Origin of the sequence: Aquabacterium fontiphilum (assembly GCF_009909205.1) — a bacterium.
GTDB classification, from domain to species: domain Bacteria; phylum Pseudomonadota; class Gammaproteobacteria; order Burkholderiales; family Burkholderiaceae_C; genus Aquabacterium; species Aquabacterium fontiphilum.
The window spans coordinates 12,931-28,713 of sequence record NZ_JAAAPN010000007.1 but is presented as its reverse complement, the minus strand read 5'-3'; the positions used below and the strand labels follow the sequence as shown (position 1 = coordinate 28,713).

At 67.7% G+C, this 15,783-nt stretch carries 12 protein-coding genes; 6 read left to right on the top strand and 6 right to left on the bottom strand.

From position 1 onward, the window contains the following. Window positions 1-35: 35 nt before the first annotated feature. The gene (locus GTZ97_RS09475) at window positions 36-2,093 is read left to right on the top strand and encodes an ATP-dependent DNA helicase (RefSeq protein WP_161650351.1); all 2,058 of its coding nucleotides are present in this window, start codon (window positions 36-38) and stop codon (window positions 2,091-2,093) included. On the opposite strand, the gene panC is transcribed toward GTZ97_RS09475, so the two are convergent. Together panC and panB are read right to left on the bottom strand one after the other, a co-directional pair. Beyond that, window positions 2,094-2,981 (bottom strand): pantoate--beta-alanine ligase, encoded by an 888-nt coding sequence (gene panC / locus GTZ97_RS09470; protein WP_161650350.1) that lies wholly within the window; start codon window positions 2,979-2,981, stop codon window positions 2,094-2,096. A 32-nt stretch (window positions 2,982-3,013) separates the two neighbouring features. Then, the gene (gene panB / locus GTZ97_RS09465) at window positions 3,014-3,838 is read right to left on the bottom strand and encodes a 3-methyl-2-oxobutanoate hydroxymethyltransferase (RefSeq protein ID WP_236651115.1); all 825 of its coding nucleotides are present in this window, start codon (window positions 3,836-3,838) and stop codon (window positions 3,014-3,016) included. A gap of 84 nt (window positions 3,839-3,922) precedes the next feature. Between panB and GTZ97_RS09460 the strand changes: the two genes are divergently transcribed. Then, the gene (locus GTZ97_RS09460) at window positions 3,923-5,131 is read left to right on the top strand and encodes a PQQ-dependent sugar dehydrogenase (RefSeq protein WP_161650349.1); all 1,209 of its coding nucleotides are present in this window, start codon (window positions 3,923-3,925) and stop codon (window positions 5,129-5,131) included. 24 nt (window positions 5,132-5,155) lie between these two features. Here the strand turns inward: GTZ97_RS09460 and GTZ97_RS09455 are convergent, their stop codons facing one another. Both GTZ97_RS09455 and GTZ97_RS09450 read right to left on the bottom strand, forming a co-directional pair. Beyond that, entirely contained in the window at window positions 5,156-5,986 is an 831-nt protein-coding gene (locus GTZ97_RS09455; RefSeq protein WP_236651114.1) for a segregation and condensation protein A, read from the bottom strand. 8 nt (window positions 5,987-5,994) lie between these two features. Beyond that, window positions 5,995-6,198, bottom strand: a complete 204-nt coding sequence (locus tag GTZ97_RS09450) for a DUF3460 family protein (protein ID WP_161650348.1) — start codon at window positions 6,196-6,198, stop codon at window positions 5,995-5,997. 124 nt (window positions 6,199-6,322) lie between these two features. Between GTZ97_RS09450 and GTZ97_RS09445 the strand changes: the two genes are divergently transcribed. Further along, on the top strand, window positions 6,323-7,372 hold the full coding sequence (locus GTZ97_RS09445) for a CYTH domain-containing protein (protein ID WP_161650347.1): 1,050 nt from the start codon (window positions 6,323-6,325) through the stop codon (window positions 7,370-7,372). A 35-nt stretch (window positions 7,373-7,407) separates the two neighbouring features. Here GTZ97_RS09445 and metG read toward each other — a convergent pair whose 3' ends face one another. After that, window positions 7,408-9,507, bottom strand: coding sequence for a methionine--tRNA ligase (gene metG / locus GTZ97_RS09440; RefSeq protein WP_161650346.1), 2,100 nt, complete (start codon window positions 9,505-9,507; stop codon window positions 7,408-7,410). Window positions 9,508-9,689: 182 nt separating this feature from the next. Between metG and apbC the strand changes: the two genes are divergently transcribed. Genes apbC through GTZ97_RS16975 form a run of 3 tightly spaced genes read left to right on the top strand, consistent with a single transcriptional unit; the run spans window position 9,690 to window position 14,190 of the window. Continuing rightward, a complete protein-coding gene (apbC, locus tag GTZ97_RS09435; protein ID WP_161650345.1) occupies window positions 9,690-10,805 on the top strand; it encodes an iron-sulfur cluster carrier protein ApbC in 1,116 nt (371 codons plus the stop codon). A 16-nt stretch (window positions 10,806-10,821) separates the two neighbouring features. After that, window positions 10,822-13,449: a PAS domain S-box protein gene (locus tag GTZ97_RS09430; protein ID WP_161650344.1), complete on the top strand. Its 2,628-nt coding sequence runs from the start codon at window positions 10,822-10,824 to the stop codon at window positions 13,447-13,449. A gap of 48 nt (window positions 13,450-13,497) precedes the next feature. Beyond that, window positions 13,498-14,190: a response regulator gene (locus tag GTZ97_RS16975; RefSeq protein ID WP_330863584.1), complete on the top strand. Its 693-nt coding sequence runs from the start codon at window positions 13,498-13,500 to the stop codon at window positions 14,188-14,190. Between the two features lie 36 nt (window positions 14,191-14,226). Here GTZ97_RS16975 and GTZ97_RS09420 read toward each other — a convergent pair whose 3' ends face one another. Continuing rightward, entirely contained in the window at window positions 14,227-15,684 is a 1,458-nt protein-coding gene (locus GTZ97_RS09420) for a sensor histidine kinase (protein WP_161650343.1), read from the bottom strand. Between the last annotated feature and the right edge of the window lie 99 nt (window positions 15,685-15,783).

Genomic DNA, 15,783 nt, shown 5'->3' with positions numbered 1-15,783 from the left:
GGCCGCACAATGCTGGCTTCGACGCACGCATTGCCATGGATCTGCCCACCCTGTTTTCTGCCACCGGCCCGCTCGCCCGCGCCTTTGATGGCTACCGCGTGCGCGTCGAACAGATCGAGATGAGCCAGGCGGTGCAGGCCGCCATCCGTGATGCGCGCACCGTGGTGCTCGAAGCGGGTACCGGCGTGGGCAAGACGGCCGCCTACCTGGTGCCTGCCCTGCTCGAAGGCGGCAAGGTCATTGTGTCGACCGGCACCAAGGCGCTGCAGGACCAGCTTTACCACCGCGACCTGCCAGCCATCCGCGACGCGCTGGCCGTGCCGGTCAAGGTGGCGCTGCTCAAGGGGCGCAGCAATTACCTGTGCTGGCACCACCTGGAGCGCACCAACCAGGACGCTACCCTGCTGGGCAGCCGCCAGGAGGTGCGCGACCTGTCCGAGATCAACCGCTTTGCGCCGCTGAGCGCCACGGGCGACAAGGCCGAGTGCCCCACCGTCCCCGAGCACGCGGCCATCTGGGCCCGCGTCACGTCCACCCGCGAGAACTGCCTGGGCAGCGACTGCCCCCGTTACGCCGACTGCTTTGTCGTGCGGGCCCGGCGCGAGGCCCAGGATGCCGACGTGGTCGTCGTCAACCACCACCTGTTCTTTGCCGACCTGATGCTGCGCGAAGAAGGCGTGCCCGAGCTGCTGCCGCAGGCGCAGACGGTGATCTTCGACGAAGCCCACCAGTTGCCCGACACCGCCACGCTGTTCTTCGGCGAAACGGTATCGACCGCGCAGTTGCTCGATTTTCTACGCGACACGCTGGCCACCGGCCAGTCGCAGGCCCGAGACGGCGCGAACTGGAACGATGTCCTCGCGCCGATGGACCGCGCCACGCGCGACCTCCGTTTGTGCTTCGGCATGCAGGCGCAACGGCTGTCATCTGCGCAACTGGGTGCCGACCACCCGCTGCTGCCTGCGCTGACGACGCTGCGCGAAGCGCTCGCCCACGTGCGCGAGGTGCTCGACAGCCAGGCCGAGCGCAGTGCCGACCTGCAGCAACTCCACCGCCGCGCACACGACCTGCTGCAGCGCCTGATCGCCTGGGGCGCTCCCGAGCGGGCGCACGAGCCCGAGCTGTGCTGGGTGGATGTGGGCACGCACGGCGTCCAGCTGCACCGCACGCCCATCTCGGTGGCCGATGTCTTCCGCCGTCAGCGGCTGGGCGCCGATGTGGCCGACGACGAGTCAGCCCTGCACAACGAGCACGCACCGACTGATGACGAGGACGAAGGCGATCTGCAAGCCCTGTTCGAAGGCGCCCCCGACGCCGACGCGCCGCCATCCAACCGCCCCCGCCAGGCATGGGTCTTCACCTCGGCCACGCTGGCCGTGAAGCAGGACTTCCGCCATTTCACCGACGCGCTGGGCCTGGAAGACGCCGAATGCCAGTCGTGGTCCAGCCCGTATGACTACCCCCAGCAGGCCATGCTGTATGTGCCGCAGGGGCTACCGCTGCCATCGCATCCGCGCCATACCGAAGCCGTGGTCGATGCGGCCCTGCCGCTGATCCGCGCGAACCGCGGCCGTGCGTTCGTGTTGTGCACCAGCCTGCGCGCCGTCGACACGGCCACGGCCCGGCTCAAGCAGTTGTTCGAGGCGGCGGGCGATCCCTTCCCCGTGCTGCGCCAGGGCGACGCGCCCCGCCCCACCCTGCTCGACGACTTCCGCCGGGCGGGCAATGCTGTGCTGGTCGGCAGCCACAGCTTCTGGGAGGGCATCGACGTCAAGGGCGATGCGCTCACGCTCGTGGTGATCGACAAGCTGCCCTTTGCCCCACCCGACGACCCGGTGCTGGCCAAACGGCTGGAGCTGCTGGCCCAGGCCGGCGGCAACCCGTTCATGAGCCACCAGGTGCCGCAGGCCATCATCGCGCTCAAGCAGGGCGCCGGCCGCCTGATCCGCAGCGAGACCGACCGCGGCGTGCTGATGATCTGCGACACGCGCCTGATCGACAAACCTTACGGCCGCCGCATCTGGCAAAGCCTGCCCCCCATGCGTCGCAGCCGCGTGCAGGACGAAGCCGTGGCCTTTCTGGCCAGCCTCTGATCAGATTTCGAGGTTGTCGATCAACCGCGTGCGGCCCAGCTTGGCCGCCACCAGCGTCACCAGCGGCGTGGTGGTCAAACCGGCGGCCAGCTCGTCGGCCGTGGGTGCATGCAGGTCCGTCTGGCGGCGCACCATCACATAGTCGGGCGCCCAGCCGCGCTCGCGCAGCCTGGCCATCGCTGCCTGCTCCCATTCGGCCAGCAAGGCGGGCGTGAGCGCCGTGGCGCCACGGGCCTGCGACTGGATCTGGCGCAGCAAGCCGATCAGCGTGAGCGCCTCGGCGCGCTCGTCATCGCTGAGGTAGCCGTTGCGAGACGACAGGGCCAGTCCTTCGGGCGAGCGCATGGTGTCGCCCCCGACGATGTCGATGGGCAGGCCCATCTGCCGCACCATGTTGCGGATGACCATGAGTTGCTGGTAGTCCTTCTTGCCGAACACCGCGGCACGCGGTTGCACGAGGTTGAACAGCTTGTGGACCACGGTGCAGACCCCGGTGAAGAAGCCGGGCCGGAAAGCGCCTTCGAGGATGTCGGCCAGCTCTGCGGGCGGCACCACCTTGTAACCCTGCGGCTCGGGGTACAGCTCGGCCTCATCGGGCGCAAACAGGATGTCGCAGCCCGCGCTGGCGAGCAATTCGGCGTCACGCGCCAGCGTGCGCGGATAGCGGTCGAAATCCTCGTTCGGCCCGAACTGCAGCCGGTTGACGAAGATGCTGGCCACCACCGGGCTGCGCCCGGTCGCAGCGGCGGCATCGGCCAGGCCCACTGCCTGGCGGATCAGGGCCAGATGTCCCTCATGCAGGTTGCCCATCGTGGGCACGAAGACAGGTGCCGCCGGCGCGGCCGACAGCGTGGCCCGCAGCTCGGCCACGGTGTGGATGGTTTTCATGGCAGATGCGCTGGGTGGATCGGGTGGGTAGATCAATAGCCGTGAACAGCCTCGTCAGGGAAGCTGCCGTCCTTGACCGCATGCACATAGCGCCGGACGGCCTCTTCGATGCTGCCACCTTCAGCCATGAAGTTGCGAACAAAGCGGGGCAGCTTGCCGCGCGTGACATGCAGCATGTCGTGCAACACCAGCACCTGGCCGGCCGTGCCAGCGCCCGCGCCGATGCCGATCGTCATCACGCCCGGGTTGTCCGCCTGCACCTCGCGGGCCACGGCAGAGGGCATCAACTCCAGCACCATCATGGCGGCGCCGGCATCGGCCAGTTCACGAGCATGGCGGCGCAGCGTGGCCGCACCGGCCTCGTCACGCCCCTGGATGCGGTAGCCGCCCAGCGCATGCACGCTCTGCGGCGTCAGGCCCAGGTGGGCACACACCGGGATGCCGCGCTCGGTGAGAAAGTGCACCGTCTCGGCCGTCCAGCCGCCGCCTTCCAGCTTGACCATGTGGGCGCCGGCCTGCATCAGGGCCACGCTGCTGCGCAGGGCCTGCTCGCGGCTTTCCTGGTAGCTGCCGAAAGGCAGATCACCGATCACCCACGCCGTCCGGTTTCCCCGCGCCACACAGCGCGTGTGATAGGCCATCTCCTCCATGGACACCGGCACCGTGCTGGCGTGGCCCTGCACGATCATGCCCAGCGAATCGCCCACGAGGATGCAGTCCACGCCAGCTTCGTCCACCAGGCGCGCAAACATCGCGTCATACGCGGTGAGCATGGTGATCTTCTCGCCCTGGGCCTGCATCTCCCGCAGGCGATGCAGGGTCATGGGCTTGCGGCCGGGCTGTTGGGCAGGGTTCATGCTGTACTGTGCTGCAGCGTGCAGCCGTCATGGAAGAAGTGGCGGGATTCTAGGGCAAGGCCATGTTCACACGGGGGTTACCAGATGCATCACAGCCATTCCACGCACAAGGGCTTGCGAGCGCTTGGCGCCGCTTTGCTGATCGGCAGCCTGACGCTCGGCGCCTGCGGCGGCGCCAAGCAGGGCAACGATACCCCGCCCGTGGGATCCACCCCGCCGGCCGAGGCGGCCCGCGTCGAGGTGGTGGCGTCCGGCCTGCGCAACCCTTGGGGCCTGGCATTCCTGAGCGATGGCAGCATGCTCGTGACCGAGAAAGGCGGCCGCCTCTGGCGTCTGAGCGCCAATGGCCAGCAACGCGAAGCCGTGTCGGGCGTGCCCACGGTTCACAACCAGGGCCAGGGCGGTCTCCTGGATGTCGTGGCCGAGTCAGGCAGCTCGCCGTGGGTGTACTGGAGTTATGCGGAGCGAGGCACGGGCGCACAAGCCAGCCTGAGTGGCACAGCCGTCGCGCGCGGGCGACTCCATGGTGCGCAGCTTGACGAGGTGCAGGTGCTGTTCAGGCAGCAACCCAAGCTGGACGGCGATGGTCACTATGGCGCCCGGCTGGCATTGGGGCCCGACGACACGCTGTTCATCGCGTTGGGCGACCGCATGAAGGACAATCCGCGCTCCCCCACGACCGACTTCGCCCAGAACCAGACCACGCATCTGGGCAAGGTCGTTCGCATTCGCCGCGAAGGCGGGGCAGCGCCGGCCAACCCCGCCTGGGGCACGCCGGGCGCGCTGCCCGAGATCTGGAGCACCGGCCACCGCAACATCCAGTCCGCCGCCCTGCACCCCGACACGGGCGAGCTCTGGGTGGCCGAGCACGGCCCACAGGGTGGTGATGAAGTCAACATCGCGCGCCCGGGCAGCAACCATGGCTGGCCGCTGCGCAGCTACGGCTGCCCGTATGGCTCGGTCCCGACCGAAGGGTGCCGCCTGGGCGCAGGAACGCACGCGCCCGACTTCAGCGAGCCCCTGACCTACTGGGAGCCGTTCTCGATCGCACCCAGCGGCATGGCCTTCTACACAGGCGACGGTTTTCCCGAATGGCGCGGCAGCCTGTTCGTGGGCGCGCTGGCTGGCAAGGCACTGTGGCGGCTGACACTGGAAGATGGCCGCGTGGTCGGACGCGAAACGCTGTTCAAGGGCGAATGGGGCCGCATCCGCGATGTGCGCCAGGGGCCCGACGGTTGGCTGTACTTGCTGACCGACGAGGAAGACGGCAAGCTGCTGCGCGTGCGTCGCTGAATGCAGACGGGCCGACCAGGCAGATCAGGCAGGTTGATATGCGAGGCGCACGTAGATGGGCGCAAACGCCTCGGCCTGCGTGATCTCGATGAGGCGCTCGCGGGCGAGCTCCAGCATGGCGATAAACGTGACCACCAGCACCTGCGGGCCGCGGGTGACGTCGAACAAGGCCTCGAACTCGACAAAGCGCCGGCCCTGCAGCGTGCGCAGCACCAGGCTCATGTGCTCACGCACCGACAGCTCTTCGCGGGTGATCGTGTGATGGGTATGCAGTCGGGCCCGCTGCAGTATCCCGGCCCAGGCTTCACGCAGATCGACCAGCGTGACCTCGGGCAGCTGGACGTTCAGCGAGGGGTCGCTGTAGGCCTGTACGCGTAGAAAATCGCGTCCCATCAGCGGCAGCGTGTCGAGTTGCGCCGCGGCGAGCTTCATCTGCTCGTACTCGATCAGGCGACGGACCAGCTCGGCCCGTGGGTCTTCGGCCTCTTCGCCATCATCGGTCTTGCGCGGTGGCAACAGCATCCGCGACTTGATCTCGATGAGCATGGCCGCCATCAGCAGATACTCGGACGCCAGTTCCAGATTGCGCTTGCGAATCTGGTCGACATAGGCCAAGTACTGGCGCGTGACATCGGCCAGCGGGATGTCCAGAATGTTGAAGTTCTGCTTGCGGATCAGGTAGAGCAGCAGATCCAGCGGGCCCTCAAAAGTCTCGAGAAAGACCTCCAGGGCATCCGGCGGGATGTACAGATCAGACGGCAGGTCGAACAGCGGCTCGCCGTACAGGCGCGCCACGGCCACGTGGTCCACCACCTGGGGCAGACCTGCGTCGTCGACCTCGCTGACCGGGTGCAAGCCTGACCTCAGGCTTTGGTCTGATAGACGTAAGGCTGCTGCGGCACGCGGCCTTCGCGCACGGCGCGCTGGGCCTCGGCGTCCTGCGGCTGGCGATCCCACAGCAGAGCGCGCCCCTGGCGCTGGCGCTCTTCCATCTGGGGATCGCGCTGCTTGAGGCTGTCGAGGAACTGGGTCACGTCAGACTTGTAGGGCTTCCAGAAAAGCGGCATGGGAGATCCGGTCAAAGTGGTCGAGGTCGTGCGCCGCACAGTGTGGCGCCAAACCTCTCATTCTATCGGCCAGCCGGGCGGCGGGGCACTCGCGCGAGAGCAGCCGGCGCGAGACAATGTCACGATGAAGGAAATCGAACTGAAGTTCCAGGTGCCCGAGGCATCGTGGATGGTGCTGCAGGACGAGTTGAGCGCCCTGCCGGGCGGGCAATGGCCGCTGCAGACGCTGGAGGCCATCTACTTCGACACCCCGGACCGTCGGCTGGCCCGCGCCCGGGCGGCCCTGCGCATCCGCCGGGAAGACGATGACTGGGTCCAGACGCTCAAGGCCGCCGGGGCCAACCCGATGGTGCGTCTGGAGGACAACCAGCCCTGCCCCGCTCCGGCTGACGGTCAGACCGCGTCGCCCGACCTGTCGCGCCACCACGGCCACGCACGCGACGCGCTGGTGCGCGACCTGGGCTGGGATCCTGTGACCGATCCCGCTGGCGTGGGCACGGGCTTGACCGCCCTGTATGGCACGGCGATGCAACGCCAGCGCGCGCAGCTGGCGGTGACCGTGCCCGGCCAGCCCCCGGCCTTCGGCACGGTCGAACTGGCGCTGGACCAGGGCGAGATCCGGGCCGGCACGCTGCAACGTGCCGTGCGAGAGCTGGAAATCGAGCTGATCGAAGGCGCCCCCCGGGCCGTGCTGGTTGTGGCGCGAGATCTGGTGGTGCGCCACGGTGTGTGGCTCGACGTGCAGACCAAGGCCCATCGCGGCGACCAGCTCGCGCGCGAGGCCAGCAGCGGCCGGCCCAGCCCGATGCCGCCTGCGCGGCCGCGCGCACGCCAGGCCGCGTGGACGGCCGGGCTGCAGGCAGCCGTCGACCAGATCAGCCACAACGCCAGCGAGGTGGCGCAATCGACCACCAGCGCAGGGGCCGAACTGAGCCCCTGGGCGCACAGCTGGGTCAGCGGACTGCGCCGAGCGCGCATGCTGTGGCGCCATGCGCCTTCGGCGGTGCGCGCCCATGCTGCACACGGTCAGGTCAGCGCGGGGCTGGATACGCTCACCGCGTCGCTCCAGGGCACAGCCAGCCTGACGGCTGGGCAGCTCCGGGCACTCGCCCGCTCTCAGGCCCACACCCTGTTGCTGCTGGCCTTGCTCGACACGCTGGTTCAGCCGGGCTGAGCGCCAGCGCACGCGCGGGCGCCGATCCCTCCGGCTCAGCGGATGCGCATGCCCGGCTCAGCGCCGGGGAAGGGTTCGAGCACATACACGCCGGGGTTGGCCTTCTCATCGGCGTGCGACGCGGCCAGCACCATGCCTTCACTCACGCCGAATTTCATCTTGCGCGGCGCCAGGTTGGCTACCAGCACGGTGAGCTTGCCGATGAGCTGCTCGGGCTGGTAGGCCTCCTTGATGCCGCTGAACACGTTGCGGTGGCGGCCCTCGCCCACATCCAGCGTCAGGCGCAGCAGCTTGGTGCTGCCCTCCACGTGCTCGGCGTTGACGATCTTGGCGATGCGCAGGTCCACCTTGACGAAATCGTCGATGGTGATGGTGGGGGCAATGTCCTCGCCGCCTGGCTTGGGCAGTTCAATGACAGGCGCCGGCGGCGGCTCAAACAGCGCATCCAGCATCTTCACGTCCACGCGTTGCATCAGGTGCTGGTAGGTGCCAATCGTGTGCACGCCCAACAGCTCCTGGCTCTTGGCCATGAACATCGGCGGCACGTTCAGGAAGGCTTCGACCTGCTCGGCCAGCGCGGGCAGCACGGGCTTGAGGTAGATCGTCAGGATGCGGAAAGCCTCGATGCAGACCGTACAGACCTCGTGCAGGCGGGCGTCCTGCCCCTCCTGTTTGGCCAGCTCCCAGGGCTTGTTGGCGTCCACATACTCGTTGACGCGATCGGCCAGCAGCATGATCTCGCGCAGGGCCTTGCCGAACTCACGCTGCTCGTACAACTCAACCACCGTGTCATGGCGCGCCTGCAGCGCACGAAGCATCTCTTGCGCAGCGATGGTTTCGGGCGTCTCCTCGCGCGTGCCGCCCACCTGGCACAGGCGCCCGCCAAAGCGCTTGTGCAGGAAACCGGCAGCGCGGCTGGCGATGTTGATGTACTTGCCCACCAGGTCGGAGTTGACCCGGGCCATGAAGTCGTCCTTGTTGAAGTCGATGTCTTCGACGTTGGCGTTGAGCTTGGCAGCGATGTAGTAGCGCAGCCATTCGGGGTTCATGCCGATGCTCAGGTACTTCAGCGGATCAAGCCCGGTGCCACGGCTCTTGGACATCTTCTCGCCGTTGTTGACGGTCATGAAGCCGTGCACATTCACCTGGTTGGGCAGCTTGCGGCCGCTGAACTGCAGCATCGCGGGCCAGAACAGGGTGTGGAAGTAGGTGATGTCCTTGCCGATGAAGTGGACCTGCTCCACAGCCGGGTCGGCCATGAACTCGTCGAATGAGCGAGACTCGCCGTACTTGGCCTTGGGCCCGCCAGATGCGAAGTAGCTCTTGAGCGAGGCCAGGTAGCCGATCGGCGCGTCCAGCCAGACGTAGAAATACTTGCCTGGCGCCCCGGGAATTTCGATGCCGAAGTAAGGCGCGTCGCGGCTGATGTCCCAGTCGCCCAGGCCGCCCTCGCCGTTTTCGTCCTTGGTGAACCACTCCTTGATCTTCTTGCTGACGGCCGGCTGCAGCTTGCCGTCCTGCGTCCATTGCTCCAGAAAGCTCAGACAGCGCGGGTCAGACAGCTTGAAGAAATAGTGATCCGACGTCTTGAGCACCGGTGTGGCGCCCGACAGCGCCGAGTACGGGTTCTTCAGTTCCGTGGGCGCGTACACCGCGCCGCACACCTCGCACGAATCGCCGTACTGGTCCTTGGCCGCGCACTTGGGGCACTCGCCCTTGATGAAGCGGTCGGCCAGGAACATGCCCTTTTCGGGGTCGAAGAACTGCTGAACAGGGCGGACGTCGATCAGCCCCTGGTCTTTCAGCGCCACATAGATGCTTTGCGCCAGTTCGTGGTTCTCGGGGCTGTCGGTGCTCGACCAGTGGTCGAAGCTGATGTGAAAGCCATCCAGATACGGCTTGCGGCCCGCCGCGATGTCGGCCACGAATTGCTGTGGCGTCTTGCCCACCTTCTGGGCCGCGATCATGATGGGCGCGCCGTGCGCGTCATCGGCGCCCACGAAGTGCACCTGGTTGCCCTGCATGCGCTGGAAGCGCACCCAGATGTCGGCCTGGATGTATTCCATGATGTGGCCAATGTGGAAATGGCCGTTGGCGTAAGGCAGCGCGGTGGTGACGAAGAGCTGGCGGGGCATACGTGGTGCGAACCGGTGAGTAAGAGCGGGATTTTAGGCCGCGCGCACCGGCCGCTTGGCCGATCGCCCATTCATCCCGAAGGGCCGCCCTTCCGGGCTAGACTGTCTGACCCGGTTCGGTCTCGCGCCAACCGCCACCAGATCCCTGCTGTTCGACCCCGTCGCCTTCGCCGTCTGCCCGCATGAACGCCGCTTCCCCGCTCGAAACCGCCGTCCAGGATGCCCTGCGCACCGTCCCCGACCCGCTGACCGGGCAGGACTGGGTCAGTGGCCGCCAGCTCAAACGCGTCGCGGTTGACGGCAGCAAGGTAACACTGGACATCGCCCTGGGCTATCCCGCCCGCTCTCAGTGGCCGGCCTACACCGAGGCCATCCGCCAGGCCTTGAACGCCTTGCCGGGCGTCGATCAGGTGGAGGTCAACTGGTCGACCGCCGTGCAGACCCATGCGGCCTCGCGCGGCCAGGCCTTGCTGCCTGGCGTGCGCAACATCATTGCCGTAGGCTCAGGCAAGGGCGGTGTGGGCAAGAGCACCACCGCCGTCAACCTCGCGCTGGCGTTGGCCGCCGAGGGCGCCCGCGTGGGCATGCTGGACGCCGACATCTACGGTCCCAGCCAGCCGCTGATGCTGGGCCTGTCGGGCAAGCCCGACAGCCCGGACGGCAAGACCATCACCCCACCGGTCAATCATGGCCTGCAGATGATGTCCATCGGCTTGCTGGTGCAGGACAAGGCCCCCACCATCTGGCGCGGTCCCATGGCCAGCCAGGCCTTCGACCAGCTGCTGCGCCTGAGCAACTGGGGCGAGCCTAATCGGCCACTCGACTACCTCATCGTCGACATGCCCCCCGGCACGGGCGACATCCACCTGAGCATCAGCCAGCGTGCCCCGCTGACGGCGGCCGTCATCGTCACCACCCCGCAGGACATCGCCCTGCTGGATGCGCGCAAGGGCCTGCAGATGTTCGAGAAGGTGTCGGTGCCGGTTCTGGGCATCGTCGAGAACATGGCGGTGTTCTGCTGCCCGAACTGCGGCCATGAAGAGCACATCTTCGGCCAGGACGGCGGCAAGCGCATGGCCGAAGAATGCGGTGTGCCGCTGCTGGGCTCGATGCCGCTGACGCTGGGCATCCGCGAACAGGCCGACAGCGGGCGCCCCACCCTGGTGGCCGAGCCCGACGGCCGCATCGCTGGCCTGTACAAGGCCATGGCGCGCCAACTGGCCGCCAGCCTGTCGCTGCGGCCGAAGGACTACTCGGCGAAGATGCCCGCGGTGGCCGTACAGCAGCCCGCCAACTGAGCGCACAGGCACCCGCATGGCCACCTCGCTGTCGATGCACATGGACGACGCCTGGTTCGACGTCGTGCCCCTCGCACTGCTGGAGTTCAACGCGCACGGGCGCGTGCTCCGCGGCAACTCGGCGCTCAGCGCCCTGCTGGGTTACGCCACCCCCGCTGGCAGCAACCTGGCCGACTGCCCGCAGGCGCTGCAACGCCTGTGCGGCTGGGATGCCCCGCTGACCTTGCTCGCCCTCGGCCCGGAAGACCCGCCGCTGCAGGCCCAGGTGGCCCAGGCCCGCGCCGGACAGGCGCCCGCCACGCTGCGCAGCCAGGTCTGGGCTCAGGCCCAGGCCAGCCAGCAGCAGCCGCGACGCTTTCTGTGTGCCATCCGAGAAACGGCATCTGACATCACCGCGGCTTTGCCGCACGCCGCAGGTGCCGGCATCGTCTCCGACGCCGATGCCGCGCCCGTCCCGGATCAGGCACAACTGCTGCACGAACTCAGCACCATCCTCGAGAGCACACCCGCTGGCATCGCCTACCTGCGCGGCAACGTGCTGGTGCGCTGCAACCGCCGTTTCGAGCGGATGCTCGGCCTGACCCCCGGCACGATGGCCGGTCAGAGCCTGGAGGCGCTGCTGGCGGCGGATCCGCGCATCGACCAGGTGGTCGCCGAAACCACTCACGAGCTTCAGCGCACGGGCCAGTTCGAAAGCGAGCTCGAGATCGTCATTCCTTCCCACCCCACACGCTGGTACGCGTTGTCAGTACGCCGCATCGGCGGCACGCCCGGGGCGGAGGAAGTCATCGTGGTGCTATCAGACATCACCGGCATCCGATCGCAGCAGGCGCAACTCGAAGCGCTGGGCCGTGACCGCGACCTGATGTTCACGCTGTCGGGTGTCGGCATTGCCTTCGTCAAGGACGGCCTGATCCAGAGCGCCAACCCCGCCCTGGCCCAGCTGCTGGGCGAAGATGGGGTCGACCTGGCTGGCCGCCCGCTGGTCAGCGTGTACGCCAGCGACCTCGACCCCAATCTCGAAACCGACGTGATGAGCGTGCTGCGCAGTCTGGGCCACTGGCAGGGCGAGCGCGCGCTGCGCCATGCAAGAAGCGGGCACGGCATGTGGGCCGAAGTGGCGCTGCGGCTCGTCCAGCCCGGGCGCCCGGAAGAGGGGCTGATCGCCTCGTTCGTCAATGTGGATGCCCGTCACCGGGCCGAGCACAGCCTCACGCTGCAGGCCGACCGCACCCGCGCCATTCTGGACTCGGTGTTCGTCGGCATCGTCACGCTCGACGCGCACGGCATCGCCTGGATGAACCGCTCGGCGCGGCGCATGTTCGGCGGTGACCTGGCCGACTTCCTCGGCCAGCCGCTCAGCACGGTCGCTACGCCCGACCTGGATCACCCCTTCCGGCTGACAGACTATCTCGATGAGCTGGAAGACGGGCAATCACACACCTTCGAGTGTCAGGTCGTCGGTCGGGACGGCCGGGTGTTCTGGGTGGTCGGCAATGCGGTCGTCACGCTCGACGAATCGAACCAGCGCCACATCACCTACGCTTTGCTGGACATCGATCGCCGCCGCCAGGCCGAAGCGCAATCGGCCGAGGCGCAGGCCACGCTGCAGCGCATCATCGAGATGGCGCCGATGGCCATCCAGCTGGTCGACGCCCACGACCTCCGGCTGCTCCAGGCCAACCAGGCCGCGTCGGCCTACATGGGGCGCGAAGCCGCCCACGCGCTGCAGCTCGCACCCGATGCGCTGTACAGCCCGGACCGGGCTCGCCTGACCCGCGGCGACCTGTTGGCCTGCCTGGATGCCGGCCAGGCGCTGCATCGTGAGTACAGCCTGCCGCAGCCGGGTGGAAACCGGATCTGGGACGTCAACTACCTGCCGCTTGCGCGAGATGGTCAGGGCACCGACCAGGTCCTGGTCGTGGCCTCGGACATCACAGAGCAACGCGCTGCCGAGCAAGCGCGCCTGGAAGCCGCCATTGCGCAACGCGAAATGCTGGTGCGCGAAGTGCACCACCGCATCAAGAACAACCTTCAGGGCGTGGCAGGTCTGCTGCAGCAGATCGCCTCGCGCAAACCCGAGGTCGCGCCCGCCATCGCCGAGGTCGTGGGGCAGGTTCAGGCCATTGCGCAGGTCTACGGGTTGCAGGTCGGTGCCGGCGGGCCCTTGCGGCTGCGCGCCGTCGTCGAGGCCATCGCGCATTCGGTACAACGCACTTTTGGCCGCACCATCGAGTTGCAGGTACTGGGTGACGAAGCGGGATCCTGGCTGCTGCCCGAAGCCGAATCCATTCCCATTGCCTTGAGTCTGAACGAGCTGTTGACGAATGCGCACAAGCACGGCCCGGGGGCCGACCCGCTGCTGTGCACCTTGCGGGCGTCGGAGACAGCCGTGGAAATCGACATCGACAACCCGGGTCAGCTGCCGGAAGGTTTCAGCCTGGACCGCGTCCGAGGGGGCGTCTCAGGCCTCGGCCTGGTGCGGGCGCTGTTGCCACGGCGTAGCGCGCGCCTGACCCTGACCCCTGAGGGCGGCCAGGTGCGCGCCCGCGTCACACTGACGCCGCCGGGCATCCATCTGGCACCTCCTCCCCCCTCGACGGGGGAACCCACTGGTCATCAGATCGCTCTTTGGCCACAATAGGCGTTTTAAACGTCTGGCCGGGCGCGTCTTGCGCCCAGGGGACGAAACGTGGGTGGCGACGTGGAACACGACGTGGGGCACAAAGGCAAGATTCTCGTGGTCGATGATGACCGGCTGGTGCTGGCCACCTTGACCCATGGCTTGTCGGAAGCCGGCTACGAAGTCATCGACGCAGACAATGGCGACGACGCCATCCTGCTGGCCCGGCAGCACAAGCCCGAGCTGGCGCTGCTCGACATCCGCATGGAAGGCAAGAGCGGCTTCGATGTGGCGGCTTACCTGCGCGAGTATTGCCAGATCCCGTTCATGTTCCTGTCGGCCTTTTCGGATGAAGCCACGGTCAACCAGGTCAAGCAGCTCGGAGCCCTCACCTACCTGGTCAAGCCGCTGGACATCCAGCAGATCGTGCCGGCTGTGGAGTCGGCATTCGCCAATCGTCTCAACGCCCGCAGCCTCGCCGCTGCGCCGGTGAGCGCCGGCGCCACGCCAACACCCGCCCCTGCCGTGGTGGAGACGCCCGGTGCGCAGGCACCTGCGCCCGCCGCAGCAGCCACCGCAGATCCGTTGTCACAGACTGTCTCGATCGCCATTGGCATCGTGATGCACCGCCATTCACTCAGCCGCAAGGACGCGCTGACGCGCCTGCGCCAACAGGCCGATCAGGCCGGCACCAGCCTCGACGCGGTCAGTGAACGCATCCTGACCGCCCAGGAAGTGCTCTCGGGCCTGGGTTCGCTGTAAGTCCCTGGCCGGCCGGACCTGCGGCCCGCGGGTGACTCAGGCACCGCGCCGTTGAGCCTGTGCGATGTCCATCAAGGTGAAATAGAAGCACGCGCCCTGACCGGGCCTGGCCTCGGCCCAGATGCGGCCGCCATGGCGCCGCACGATGGCCTGCACCCCTGCCAGTCCCACACCTGTGCCGGGAAACTCCTTGGCGCTGTGCAGCCGCTGGAACATCCCGAACAGCTTGTCGGCGTGCTGCATGTCAAAACCCGCGCCGTTGTCGCGCACGAAGTACACCGGCGGATTGGTCGCGGGCATGGCGCCGAACTCGATGCAGGGTTGATCGACCTTGGCGCTGTACTTGAGCGCGTTGCCCAGCAGGTTTTCCAGCACGCGACGCACCAGCCCCGCGTCGGCCTCGGTGGTCAGCCCCTCGGCCAACCGCCATTCGACCGGTGGGGACTTGTTGTCGCGTAGCGCGCCCAGATCTGTCGCCACTTCGCGCGCGAGAGCGCTCAGATCGACCGGGCTGCGCGCAACGGGCTCCGCAGCCAGTTGGGCCTGCGCCAGGACCGCGTCGATCATGCCGTTCATGCGCGCTGAAGCAGCCAGCACACGGTCCAGATGGTCTACCCCCACCTTGTCCAGCACACCTGCGTAGTCTTCCTTGACGATGCGGGTGAACCCATCGATCACCCTCAGCGGCGCCCGAAGGTCATGCGACAGCGCATACCGCAGCACCTCCTGCTCCGCGTGGCGTAGCTGCAGCTCTTCCTGGGCAATCTGCTGCATCACCTTGTCGCCCAGGGCCTCGCCGGCAGGCACGGGCAGCGGGTCGCAATGTGGCACCAGGACCCCGTGAAAGCCCATCCAGGCGCCGTCTGGCGCCAGGCGCGCTGCCCCCATCAGGCGGCAACCCGGGCCGGTTCGTCCCTGCGCCAACTGCCAGCCAGGCAGTGCGTCAGGCCAGGGAAGGCTCAGCACGCCGGCCCACGCCTGGCGCTGGGCCAGGTGATAGGCGAGTTGCCCGAGCGCCGTCTCGTCCTGCCACAGACTGGTCAACACGGGGCGCTGCGCCAAAGCGGCCGCCAGCGACGGCCAGTCCAGCGCGAGCCAGTCCGGCAGATCCGGCCCTGGCCGCAACACCGTCAGCCGGTGCTGCTCATCGGTTTGCCAGTACCAACCCGTGACCCACTGGGCCCAGCACGGCTCGCTGGCCGATGTGGGTGCAGACGCGGCAGTCGGTGCCGGCACCGTCCCGGCAGCGGTTGCGGGGGCCGCCGCCGCCCCAGGCAAATGTGTAACAGCCCGGCGCACCTCGTCGCGGCGCCACCACACCCGGAAGGCGCAGCCCCAGATCAACGTCGCCATCGCCGCCATCACCCAGCTGCCGCCTGCCTGCACGACCAGCCACAGCCCCGCCAATCCCACAGCCACCCAGGCGAACACGCCCCAGCCACCGCGGTCAGGCGGCGAGGCGGCGGGCACAGCAGAGTCGGCTTCAGGACGCATCCAAACCATTGTAAGGACGGGTGGAAGGGGTTTGTTCTGCTGGCTGCCGTTTTCGTGGAGCTTGTAAAGTTCGTGAACAAATTGGCTCAACGGCGGCCC